Origin of the sequence: Lactobacillus sp. ESL0230 (genome assembly GCF_003692805.1) — a bacterium.
Lineage (GTDB): Bacteria > Bacillota > Bacilli > Lactobacillales > Lactobacillaceae > Lactobacillus > Lactobacillus bombicola.
Window position 1 is genome coordinate 139151 of sequence record NZ_REHI01000006.1, and the last position, 12080, is coordinate 151230.

General features: G+C 33.2%; 12 protein-coding genes. 9 read left to right on the forward strand and 3 right to left on the reverse strand.

Translation table 11 applies throughout. The features are described from left to right. Positions 1–50 precede the first annotated feature (50 nt). Together F5ESL0230_RS02535 and F5ESL0230_RS02540 are read left to right on the forward strand one after the other, a co-directional pair. Entirely contained in the window at positions 51–821 is a 771-nt protein-coding gene (locus F5ESL0230_RS02535) for an adaptor protein MecA (protein ID WP_122021448.1), read from the forward strand. Positions 822–875: 54 nt separating this feature from the next. After that, positions 876–1724 carry a competence protein CoiA gene (locus F5ESL0230_RS02540; RefSeq protein ID WP_369931543.1) on the forward strand — a complete coding sequence of 283 codons (849 nt, stop codon included), beginning with the start codon at positions 876–878 and terminating at the stop codon, positions 1722–1724. On the opposite strand, the gene F5ESL0230_RS02545 is transcribed toward F5ESL0230_RS02540, so the two are convergent. Together F5ESL0230_RS02545 and F5ESL0230_RS02550 are read right to left on the reverse strand one after the other, a co-directional pair. Next, complete coding sequence (locus F5ESL0230_RS02545; protein WP_158592377.1) at positions 1710–2327, reverse strand: DsbA family protein; 618 nt, start codon at positions 2325–2327, stop codon at positions 1710–1712. The two genes, F5ESL0230_RS02540 and F5ESL0230_RS02545, sit on opposite strands and share 15 nt — an antisense overlap. Positions 2328–2402: 75 nt before the next feature. Further along, the gene (locus tag F5ESL0230_RS02550) at positions 2403–3026 is read right to left on the reverse strand and encodes a CYTH domain-containing protein (RefSeq protein ID WP_122021451.1); all 624 of its coding nucleotides are present in this window, start codon (positions 3024–3026) and stop codon (positions 2403–2405) included. A gap of 461 nt (positions 3027–3487) precedes the next feature. Between F5ESL0230_RS02550 and F5ESL0230_RS02555 the strand changes: the two genes are divergently transcribed. From F5ESL0230_RS02555 to F5ESL0230_RS02565, 3 genes are read left to right on the forward strand one after another with little or no spacing between them, the layout of a single operon-like run. Then, on the forward strand, positions 3488–4117 hold the full coding sequence (locus tag F5ESL0230_RS02555; protein WP_122021452.1) for a GTP pyrophosphokinase family protein: 630 nt from the start codon (positions 3488–3490) through the stop codon (positions 4115–4117). Next, entirely contained in the window at positions 4117–4923 is an 807-nt protein-coding gene (locus F5ESL0230_RS02560; RefSeq protein WP_122021453.1) for an NAD kinase, read from the forward strand. Before F5ESL0230_RS02555 ends, F5ESL0230_RS02560 begins: the two co-directional genes overlap by 1 nt. Then, a complete protein-coding gene (locus F5ESL0230_RS02565; RefSeq protein ID WP_122021454.1) occupies positions 4910–5812 on the forward strand; it encodes an RluA family pseudouridine synthase in 903 nt (300 codons plus the stop codon). The genes F5ESL0230_RS02560 and F5ESL0230_RS02565 overlap by 14 nt, the downstream gene beginning before the upstream one ends. A gap of 31 nt (positions 5813–5843) precedes the next feature. Here F5ESL0230_RS02565 and F5ESL0230_RS02570 read toward each other — a convergent pair whose 3' ends face one another. Continuing rightward, positions 5844–6878, reverse strand: a complete 1035-nt coding sequence (locus F5ESL0230_RS02570) for a lactonase family protein (RefSeq protein ID WP_122021455.1) — start codon at positions 6876–6878, stop codon at positions 5844–5846. Between the two features lie 167 nt (positions 6879–7045). Between F5ESL0230_RS02570 and F5ESL0230_RS02575 the strand changes: the two genes are divergently transcribed. The 4 genes from F5ESL0230_RS02575 (at position 7046) to F5ESL0230_RS02590 (ending at position 12079) form a co-directional block, all read left to right on the forward strand. After that, positions 7046–9802, forward strand: coding sequence for a cation-transporting P-type ATPase (locus F5ESL0230_RS02575; protein WP_122021456.1), 2757 nt, complete (start codon positions 7046–7048; stop codon positions 9800–9802). A gap of 79 nt (positions 9803–9881) precedes the next feature. Continuing rightward, on the forward strand, positions 9882–10262 hold the full coding sequence (locus tag F5ESL0230_RS02580; protein ID WP_122021457.1) for a PTS glucitol/sorbitol transporter subunit IIA: 381 nt from the start codon (positions 9882–9884) through the stop codon (positions 10260–10262). A 13-nt stretch (positions 10263–10275) separates the two neighbouring features. Beyond that, positions 10276–11466, forward strand: a complete 1191-nt coding sequence (locus tag F5ESL0230_RS02585; RefSeq protein WP_122021458.1) for an AI-2E family transporter — start codon at positions 10276–10278, stop codon at positions 11464–11466. 55 nt (positions 11467–11521) lie between these two features. After that, positions 11522–12079, forward strand: coding sequence for a tRNA (cytidine(34)-2'-O)-methyltransferase (locus tag F5ESL0230_RS02590; protein WP_122021459.1), 558 nt, complete (start codon positions 11522–11524; stop codon positions 12077–12079). Position 12080 lies beyond the last annotated feature (1 nt).

Sequence of the window (12080 nt, forward strand, 5' to 3'; positions counted from 1 at the left end):
TTATAAAATAAGCTACAATAGATAAAAGGATTCGATGGAGGTGAGAATTCATGCAAGTAAAACGTATTAATGAAAACACGATTCGAGTACGAATAGATAAAAATGAATTGTCCAAGCGTGGGCTTAAGGTATTGGATTTATTAGGGGATAAAAATAAAATTCAGCAATTCTTTTATTCAATTTTAGAAGAAATTGATAATGACCATTCATTTAGTCAAGATGCCCCGGTCACTTTTCAAGTAATGCCCAATAATGGTGGCTTAGATCTATTAATAACGAAAGTGACAAAGCAAGATCGTGCAGAGTTGTCACAATTATTTGATAGCGATTTAAAAAATGATAATCCGGTCTTAAATAAAGCTTTTGAAGATTTAGAATCAGATGATGCTGCTGATGCTGCTGACGACGATGAAAATAATTTTACTGATGAACAGCGACAAGAAGATGATGAAAATTCGCCTTTATCAGAATTAGCTAGTTCACTTAAACCAAAAACTAAAAAGTCAGATCAGCAATTACATAAGCGGCAAGCTTATAGCTTTAGTGATCTTAATCAGGTAACTGAACTAGCAGAAAGTGTGCCAGAACAAATGCTTCTTTCGAGTCTTTATTTTGAGCGCGAGTACTTTTATTTGGATTTAGCTTTTAAAGATGATGATTTTAATGAATTGAAGCCAGCAGAAGTTTGGTCAATTGCAAATGAATATGGTGTTAAGGTACGTCCTAATAAAATGGCACGTATCAGAACAACAGGTAAATGTTTAATTAAGCAAGATGCACTTGAAATTTTAAAACATTATTTCAGTCATAGTAAAAATTAATAAAAGTAGGGGAGGTTAAGGTCAACTTAACCTTTTTTGCGTACATAATTTTGGGTGATTTTTTTGTATGCAGCTTTGTTAAACAATCAGTTAGTATTGGCGGTGACTGAGGCACAAAGTCAGTCAAAAATGTTAGCTAAAAATAATTATATTTGTCCGCAGTGTAAACAAAGAGTTAAATTGGTAATTAAAGAAAAATCGGCTTACTTTAAACATTTTCCTAGTAATAATAATTTAAGCGGGGAAAAAGAAGAACATGCCTTAAGTAAGGCTATATTAAAAAATGCACTTTTAGAGGCAAAATTTAGTGCGCAAACAGAAATTAGTTTGGCTAACGGGCAATTACGAGCCGATATTTTAGTGAATTCAAAACTGGCCTTTGAAATTCAGTGTGCACCATTGAGTAAAGTAGAATTTACAAAAAGGCATAATTTATATAAAAATATTGGGGTTGCAGATATTTGGATTGTTGGTGAGCGTCATTATTTATTACAAGAAATAAAAAAGTCACAACTTATTTTTTTTCGTAAAAACAAGTTGTGGCATGACTATTATTTAGAAATTGTACCCAAGCAAAAAATACTACGGCTAAAATATAATGTTCAGCTTGAACCAATTACAAGCAAAGTTCACTATCAAACAAAGAATTTTGTTATTAATTCTCATGGCTTAGCTAAATTATGGCATTTTAAGCCGATACTGAAACAATATTGCGTTGATCCTAGAACACAAAAAAATTATTTACAATTGCAATTAACACAAAAAACTATTAAAGGTATGAAAATCGCTAATCAATTATATCAACGCAACCTTACCATTGATGAATTACCACCAACCGTATTTACTAATTTTCGTAAAGTTAATAGTTGTGATAATGTTATTACTTTTTTACATCAAATGTAGATGATTAGTTGGCAGATATCCTGGTTCCTCGTTAAGTCGATAATCGTTTTTAAAAAGGGTAATTAATTTATCGTGAGCAACTGTTCCCTCTATTAAGATACCATTATAATTACCATTTTCATTAAAAATAATTGTTGTGGGAATATTGCGTACATTGAACTTTTTAACAAGTTCTTTATCTTGTTGAATTGAATCTTTGATATATTTATCTATCTTAGGGTTATTGATACGATTAAAGTCTAGATTTAAATCTAATGTTATTTTTTTAGGTAAATCAGTAGAATAATTATTGAAATTTCTACTGATTGCCTTTTGTAAACTGATTAAATATAATCTTGCTTTTTTGTTACCATATTCAAATCTTATTGCATGATAATAGCGTAAAGCTTGATGCGAAGCAACTGTGTACTGTGGAATATCATTTACCTTTTGACCTTCTTTTTTTCTTCGTATAATATCATCTCTAGCAACCATAGTATTAGTTATAGGGATAAAATGGAACGAAGTATTAAGGTTGAGTTCATCGATCGCTTCTTTAATCAGAATCTCTGTGTCGTAGCAATAGATACCTATAGGATTTACAAAGAGAAAAATCTCGAACATAATCAGGTCCTCCATAATTGTCTGTGCAATTATTAATCTAACAATATCTATCCTCCGAAAAATATACTAACATAGTCATATTCTAGCACGATGCTCGAAAGCCCGCTTAATTTTTGCTTGGTTTGTATTAGCTGGGCTTTGCTTAATTACATACTCCTTTTTTAGTAAATTTAAAACGTCGCTAATTAATGAAATTTTAGGGTTCTCGATTTCAAGTTCATAATCTTCGTAACCATCAGGATAAACAGTGTCATCAAAAGTTAGCTCGCAATTTTGGGGTCCATAAGCTAAAATTCGATGAGTTTTACTAAAAGTTTGCAAATATAATTCACAATTTTGTCCCAAATGTTCAATAAGAAAATGACCACCAGTTTTACCAAAAGTAACAGGAATGTGCTGTTGACCGCTGTTAATCATTTCTTGTGCTTCAGTTAAAGTTAAAGTATCAGTAAGTTCAGTTGCTGCATGAAAATTAGTTTGTTTAGCAATTTTACTTGGTATCTTTAAAGTTTGTTCGGCATAATTGTTAAAAATACGAATACGACAGCTTATTTGCATGTTTTTAAGTGAGCTATCTGCAGTATCAAAATAATAATTTTCTTGGTCAAAATTACTTTTTATTGTAAAATTATCGCAAAGTTGTTGATAAGTTTTTTGAGGTAGGATAATTTTAGCTTCAATTTCGCTATTTTTTGCCATCTGAAGTTACTCCAATCTTTAGCCAAGTTATAATTCAGAATATTATATTTTTTAATTTAAAATTCAGCCATGAGAAGGCTTACCTTAAAATTATACTCCTTAATTGCTGTATAGTCTTGCTTTGGATAGAAATAGCACGTATTCATTGATAAAAGGGATTGTTAACTATTTTGCGCTATTTTGCCCATATTAGTCAAAAAATAGGTTTGACAATGTTTGCTTTTTGTAGTTTATAAGCTAAAAGAAAGTTGCTCTGATAGTATTGATATATAATTTATAAAATAATTAAATTACTAAATTTCTAATAAATAAAAAATATTTTTTATTAAAATTAATCTAATATAATTAATATGCATAATTCATAAAAAAAACTTAAATCAGTAGTAAGCTTAAAGGCGTGAAATTGCTATCATCAGTTTTGTGTTAAAATATAGATGCTGTTTAAGAAGGGGATTATTTCTATGAATATTGATTGGGAAAATTTTTTATGGCCTTATGATGAGGCTGTGCGTGAGTTAAAAATAAAATTTCGTTCCCTTAGACAGAGTTTTTTAACTGAAAGAGAACATTCACCAATAGAATTTGTAGTTGGTCGCGTAAAATCGGTTGATTCTATTAAAGAAAAAATGCAACGGCGTGTTATTAGTCCAGAAGTAATTGAAACGGACATGCAGGACATTGCTGGTATTAGGATTGTTTGTCAGTTTGTTGACGATATTTATAAAGTTGTAGATTTGATTCATGCACGTGATGATATGGAAGTAATTGAAGAAAGAGATTATGTCAAAAACGCTAAGTCATCTGGCTATCGTTCATATCATATGGTAATTTCTTACACTATTTATTTACCAGAAGGATCAAAAAAATTACTTGCTGAAATACAAATTAGAACATTGGCAATGAATTTTTGGGCAACCGTTGAACATACCCTGAACTACAAATATCAGGGTTCATATCCAAAAGATATTTCTAAACGGTTAAAGTCGACTGCGGAAACGGCTTATAAGCTTGATGAGGAGATGTCGTTCATTAAAGATGAGGTACAAGAAGCGCAAAAAGTTTTTACCAAGAATAAAGGTAAGGAAAATTAATGAGGATAGCAATTGCCCACAATAATAATGATGAAACTTTACAGGTAGTAGCAAGACTTAAGTCACTTCTTGCTACTAAAAACGATGTGGTTTTTGATGCAAAGTATCCTGATGTGGTTATAACAGTTGGCGGAGATGGGACTTTAATTAACGCTTTTCATCGCTATGAAAGCCAAATTAGCTCAATTAGATTTATCGGTATTCATACGGGACATTTAGGCTTTTATACAGATTGGCGAAGTGTCGATGTTGATAAGATGGTAGATGCGCTTTTTTTGCGTGAGCCCGAATCTGCTAAGTATCCCTTACTTGAAGTAGAACTAGTCACGGAAGCCGGAGATACCAAACATTATTTAGCCTTGAATGAGTCAGCTGTTAAACGAATATCGCATACCTTGGAAGCTAATATTTATATTGACGATCAACTTTTTGAAAACTTTCGTGGTGATGGGTTGTGTATTTCAACGCCAACAGGGTCCACTGGGTATAACAAATCGTTAGGTGGAGCCGTTATTCACCCACAACTTAAGGCTTTACAAATGGCAGAAATTGCTTCGATTAATAATCGGGTTTTTAGAACATTATCTTCCCCAATAGTCATTGCACCTGAGCAATGGATTACAATTGTACCTAAAGCTGATCATTTTGTAATGACAATTGATGGTAGTCAAATTAATGTGCGCAATGCTAAGAAAATTAATTATCGTATTTCTAATAAAGTGATTAGATTTGATCGCTTTGGGCATACATATTTTTGGACGCGGGTGCAAAATGCCTTTATTGGTGATAAAGATGACGATTTTTAAAGTAATAGTTGCAACTGATAAGCCCATATCTTTGGGCTCATTTTTAGAAAAAAGTGGCTTTTCAAAGCAAGCAATTAATAATGCCAAGAACTTAGGGGGTTGGCTATTAGTTAATCACAAAAAGCGTTATACAAATTATCTGGTTCGTTCTGGGGATGAAGTTATTTTTATACCTGGTAAAGAACCCGCTAATTTGTGGTTAAAACCATCGAATAAGCCATTGAATATTATTAAAGAAACTGAAAACTACTTAGTAATTAATAAGCCAGCTAGCTTACTGTCAATACCATCTCGCTATGATGATAATGCTATTGTTAACCGAGTCCTAGGTTACTTTGCTAGAAATAAGTTAACCGAAGTAAAGCCACATATAATTACTAGACTTGATCGTGATACTTCGGGTTTGGTACTTGTAGGCAAGAATGCAATCGCTCATGGTCGTTTTAGCAAAATTAGTAAAGCTGATTTCGTCAAAAAATATCATGCAATTGTTCATGGCAACTTTAGCCAAAATGAATTAGAGGGTATGATTGATTTGCCAATCGGTCGTATGAATAAAGCTATTAAGCGAACCATTGATGTAAAAGGCAAAAAGGCAGTGACTGCTTATCGGGTTATTGACCAAATTCCAGACATGAGTTTAGTAGAACTTCGTCTCTATACAGGGCGAACACATCAAATTCGACTTCATATGCAAGCAATTGGTCATCCTTTATATGGGGATCCATTATACGGTATTAAGGATGAATTTAAGCGGCAAGCATTAAACTGCTTTTACTTAGCCTTTCCAGATCCCTTTGTCAAAAACGAATTAGTTAAAGTAGAAATTGCAGATGCTGCGGATATGCAAAAATTGTGGCAGGAACGTAAATTTTTATCTCTAACATAAAAAACGGTATTAGAACAATACCGTTTTTTTATTATTCATCGAAAAGAACACATGTTCCTTCTGGAATATAAATATTTTTTTGAATAGGGGTCAAGCAACCATTTTCTGCGTTACGGGTATACAGTGTGGCATTATCTGTATTTTGATTAGTTACTACAAGTAATTTTTGATCATTGTCCCAATTAAAATCACGAGGGAACTCACCAAAAGTTGAAATTCGTTGCCGTAATTCTAAAGTATGATCTGCTTTCACTGAAAAAACAGTAATCGAATCGTGTCCTCGATTTGAAACATAGATAAATTTTCCATCATTGCTCATTCTGATTGCCGCAGCACCATTATGTTCTGAATAATCGGTCGGAATTGTGGAATAAGTTGCGATATTTTCGAAGGACCAGTTTTTTTCGTCTAATTTAACTACGTTAATTTTACTTGCTAGTTCGCCTACAACATAAAAATACTGCCCATCAGGACTAAAGACTAAATGACGAGTACCAAATCCTGCTTCATTTTGATATTTGGCTAGATGCTTTAGCTGATTATTTTCTAAACTATAAAAATCAACACAATCATTGCCTAAATCGCAACTAACTAAATTTTTTTGCGGTGTTTGATCAAAAAAGTGTGGATGTGGACCATCAACTTGTTCGGGACGGGGTCCTAGGGAATCAGCAGTATGAGTAAGAGAAGCCAATAATTTTAAAGTACCATTACTGTCGTAAGAAAAGATCGCTAAGAGACCAGTATGGTAATTTGCTGAATATAAAAGCTTACTTTCTCGGTTAATGCCAATATATGCAGGTGAAGATCCAGTAGTTAAGTATGAATCTTTTTCGAGATACTTACCTTTGAGCAATTGAAAAGAACTAATTCCGCCTTGGTTACCAGCATTATTGATAGTAAAAAGTAAATCATTATCTTGGACAAAGTAAGTTGGACCACCAATCTTAATTATTTCTTTAGCTGAGCCAACTTCTGGCTGGGAATTTTCGTTAGAATTGGCTAGGGGTAGTTCATAAATACCTGTCGCCTTTTTCTTAGTGTAACCGCCAATTAATAATTTCATTTGTGAGCCTCCCAAATTTAATATTCCTAAATTTAATATCCATATTAAGTATAGCATGCTAAATTGGCGGATGAGTTTATAATCAGGTAAATATTTAAAAAAATGTTAGAGTATATAGTTAGCTTTATTAATAAAAATGAAACTTATAACTAAGGGGTGGATTTGTAATGGAACAGAATAAAATTCGTAAACTTTATGCTCAGAATAAAATTTCGGAAGTTTTTTTAAATTTGAAATCTGCTGATGTTGGGTTGACTTCAACAGAAGCTAATAATAGGTTAAAAAAGTATGGCTTAAATGAAATAAAAAAACCACAAGAAGAATCAGAGTGGAAATCTTTTTTAAAAAATTTTATTAGTATGATGGCCATTTTACTATGGATATCAGGTGCAATTGCCATATTAAGTGGTACTTTGGAATTAGGAATTGCTATTTGGCTAGTTAATATTATTAATGGATTATTTAGTTTTTGGCAGGAACGAGCAGCTAAAAAAGCCACAAATGCCTTAAATAATATGCTGCCCAGCTATGTGCAGGTGATTCGCAATGGTAAAAAGGTTCAGCTTGATGCCAAAAAATTAGTCCCAGGTGATGTTTTTATTCTGCAAGCTGGCAATACCATTCCGGCTGATGCCCGTATAATTTCTGCTAGCTCTTTACAAGTGGACCAGAGTGCGTTAAATGGTGAGTCAACGACAGAATCAAAATCAGTTGAGTATGCACCAGGAGAAGGAAAATATGCTGAAACTAATTTGGTCTATTCTGGAACTTCTGTTGCTGCTGGAACGGCAAGAGCGATTGCTTTTGCTACGGGAATGGAGACAGAATTTGGTAAAATTGCTCAATTAACTCAAAAACAAAGAAAGGTTGATAGTCCCTTAACTAAAGAACTTAATCGGTTGACTAAACAATTATCAATGATTGCTGTATCGATTGGATTATTGTTTTTATTGGCCGCTATTTTTTTGGTCAAATATCCTTTTGCCAAAGCCTTTGTTTTTGCATTGGGCATGGTAGTGGCCTTTATTCCAGAAGGGTTATTACCGACTGTTACTTTGAGTTTGGCGCAAGGTGTAAAGCGAATGGCAAAAAAACATGCCTTAGTTAAAGAACTTAATTCAGTGGAAACCTTGGGTGAGACGACCGTTATTTGTTCAGATAAAACTGGTACTTTAACCCAAAATCAAATGACAATCCATTATATTTGGACACCTAAAAATGAATATCGGGTAACTGGCAACGGTTATGTAAACAATGGGCAGATAGAATTAAATAAAAAGCAATTATGGTATGATGAGAATCCAGATTTACAAAAATTGGTTGAAATTGCGGCGCTAGATAATGATACTTCAGTTGAGCAGACTAAAATGAAGGGTGCCAAACCCAAAATACTAGGCACACCTACAGAAGCAGCTTTAGTTATTATGGCTGAAAAGGGAGGCTTTGATCGATCAAAAGTAATTATCAAATATCCTAGATTGTCTGAATTACCATTTGATTCTGAGCGCAAACGCATGTCAACAATTCATCGCTGGAATGATCAACAATTCATTATATTTACTAAAGGTTCATTTAGTGATGTTATTAAGCAGTGTGATCAAATTCAAATTGATGGTCAACTCCAACCAATGACTCCTAGTCAGCAGCAAGCAGCTGCTAATCACAATGCTCAATATGCACTAAAAGGTTTGCGCAGTATGGCAATGGCTTATCGGATTGTTGATAAAGATAGTATAGATATTAATAAGGTGACTGCTACGACTATTGAGCAACACTTAATCTTTGTCGGTTTAACGACGATGAGTGATCCACCAAGGCCAGAAATTTATAATGCAATTAAGCGTTGTCATGAAGCAAAAATAAAGATCATTATGGTAACAGGTGATTCAAAATTAACGGCTAAGTCGGTTGCGGTTCAAATAGGACTAACTACTAATCAAGCACGGGTTATTTCAGGTGATGAACTTGAAAAAATGAGCAAGCATGAATTGAGTGCAGCACTAAAAGGAGAAGTTATTTTTGCGCGTGTGGCACCAGAACAAAAATATAAAGTTGTAAAAACTTTACAACAAAATGGTGAAATAGTAGCCTCTACTGGAGATGGTGTGAATGATGCACCAGCATTAAAACAAGCCGATATTGGAATAGCAATGGGGATGACAGGGACCGATGTAGCTAAAAATGCTGCAAATATTATTTTGACAGATGATAATTTTGCTTCAATTGTAGCCGCGATTGAAGAAGGAAGAGCTGTATATAGTAATATTCGAAAATTTTTAACTTATATACTCACCTCAAATGTACCTGAGGCCTTTCCCTCAATTTTATTCTTGTTGTCTGGTGGCATAATACCTTTACCCATGACGGTAATGCAAATTCTAACAGTTGATCTAGGTACAGATATGTTACCTGCTTTAGGATTAGGAGGAGAAGCTGTCGATTCTGATGTAATGAAACAGGCACCTAGAAATCGTAAAGAACATTTACTTAATAAAACGGTAATTGCTAAAGCTTTTCTTTGGTATGGGTTTATTTCAAGCATGATCTCAATTGGTGCTTATTTTCTAGTTAATTTGAAAAATGGTTGGCCTAGAATTCCCTTAGCTAGTAATGGAGAAGTTTATCTAAGAGCAACGACAATGGTCTTGGGGACAATTATTTTTACTCAAATTGCCAACGTTTTGAATTGTCGAACGAATCGTATTTCAATTTTTAAAAAGGGCTTATTTAGTAATACTGGTATTTGGTATGGAATTATTTTTGAAATCCTTTTATTCTTAATTTTGACGATAACTCCAGGGTTACAACAATTATTTAATACGACTAATTTATTAATGACTGATTGGCTATTTCTCTTTTGTTTACCAATTCCGTTAGTTTTACTTGATGAATTAAAAAAATGGATACTCTATCGTAAGAAGTAAATATGATCCTAGAAAGCCACTTATATATTAGTTAAGCGGTTTTTATTATGCTAGAATTAGAAGTTAAGGAGTGTAAAAAATGAAATGGACTGCAACAATTAAGAAAATTGGCCCAGCAGCTCTTACAACTGAGGGCAATATGATAATATTATTTGGTGAAAATGTTGCAACTGAATTATTTGATGTATCAGTTATTCAAAAATTTAGTACAGCTACACCAAGCGAAGATTTTGTTTTCCAAAAAGGGGACAAGATTACGATTGACAATCAGACCTATGTGGCTGATTATGTGGGCACAATGGTTGAAAATAATATGAGAACTTTAGAACAGGTAACTTTGTGCTTTGATAAAAAAAGTGACGATAATCCTTTAGCTAATGCTATTCATTTTACTTTTGCCAATAATCAGAGTATGCCTAAATTTAAGGTAAATGAAAGCATTGAATACGAGCATATTTGATGGGGTAAATTAAATGGACTACGAGAAAAAATATAAGAAATCAACGATTATGCAAAAATGGTTTTCGAATAACCGCTTTAGCGTAGCATTATTAAACATTTTATTATTCTTTTTGGTAATTTGGATGTTTAATAAAATTTCTTTTATATTAAATCCAGCTAAAGTATTTGTAAGTGCGATTTTACCACCACTGCTGTTGGCATTAATTCAATTTTATATTATGAATCCGTTAGTTGACTTTTTGGAGCGTAAGTTTAAAGTGCCGCGGATTGCTACTATTATTGGTTTGTTTGCATTAGTTACGGTTTTACTTATCTGGATTGTCAATACGCTTTTGCCAATTGTTCAAGGGCAGATCGACTCTTTAATTAAACATTGGCCTAGTATTTGGAAAGATGCCACAATGGTGGTTCAGAACACTTTAAATGATCCGCATTTAAATAGTGTGAGAAATGACTTAAATGATGCTCTTACTAGGGTTCAAAACATGATTTTTAAATCAGGTAGGAACACTATTGATACTGCTATGAATAATATTTCGTCTGCGATTAGTATTGTAACAATTATTTTCATGACAGTTTTAACAGCACCGTTTATTTTGTTTTTTATGCTGAAAGATGCACACCATTTACGCCCATACATTACCCAATTTGCCCCTTATCGGTGGCAAAAAAGTTTTAGTCAGTTACTTTATGATATTAATACAGCTCTTGCCTCATATATTCGTGGACAAATTACCGTTGCCTTTTGGGTGGGAGTAATGTTTGCTATTGGATACAGTATGGTAGGTTTGGAGTATGGAATCGCGTTAGCAGTATTGAGTGCTTTTTTGAATTTGATTCCCTATTTTGGGACATTTATTGCTTTTGTGCCAGCAATTGTAATTGCGATTATGATGTCAATGCCAATGGTTATTAAAGTATTGATTGTTTTTGTAATTGAACAAACCATTGAGTCTAGAATTATTAGCCCCTTAGTTATGGGCAATAAAATGGCGATGCATCCGGTTACTACAATTCTACTTTTGATAGGTTCTAGTGCAGTTTGGGGGCTATGGGGAGTTATTTTTGGTATTCCAATTTATGCAATTTTAAAAATTATTACTATGCGGGTGTACAATTATTACCGTAAAGTTTCTCAAGTATTTGAGGAAGATGAAAGTACATCTTTGTCTTCGTTTAATCAGCAAAAGGTTAAAAAGTGACAAAGAGTTAGAACTGTGTGGTTGTGTTGCCACACTTTTTGATTAAGGAGAAAAAATGACCAATCACGTTGTTTTATATGAACCACTGATGCCAGCTAATACCGGTAATATTGCTCGAACTTGTGCCGGGTCTAATGCAGTGCTTGATTTAATTGAACCACTTGGATTTCAATTTGATAATAAAAAAATGAAGCGAGCGGGGTTAGACTATTGGGACAAGGTTGATGTTCGTTTGCATGATGATTTAGATGCATTTTTACAAAAATTAGGACCAAACGATGAAATTTATCTTATTTCAAAATTTTCATCTAAAAATTATGCTGAGGTTGATTATACTGATTCAAATAAAAATTATTATTTTATTTTTGGTAAAGAAACAACGGGATTACCTGAAACCTTTATGCGTGAATACCAAGAAAGAAACTTACGTATTCCAATGTCAGATAATATTCGGTGCTATAATTTGGCTAATTCAGTTGCAATTGTTTTGCTTGAAGCGTTACGGCAACAAGGTTTTCCTAACATGGAAATAACACATCATTATGCAAATGATAAGTTAAAAGATAATTATAATCGGCCACAACGTTATGAGCGCAATTTAAAGGGAGAGTAAA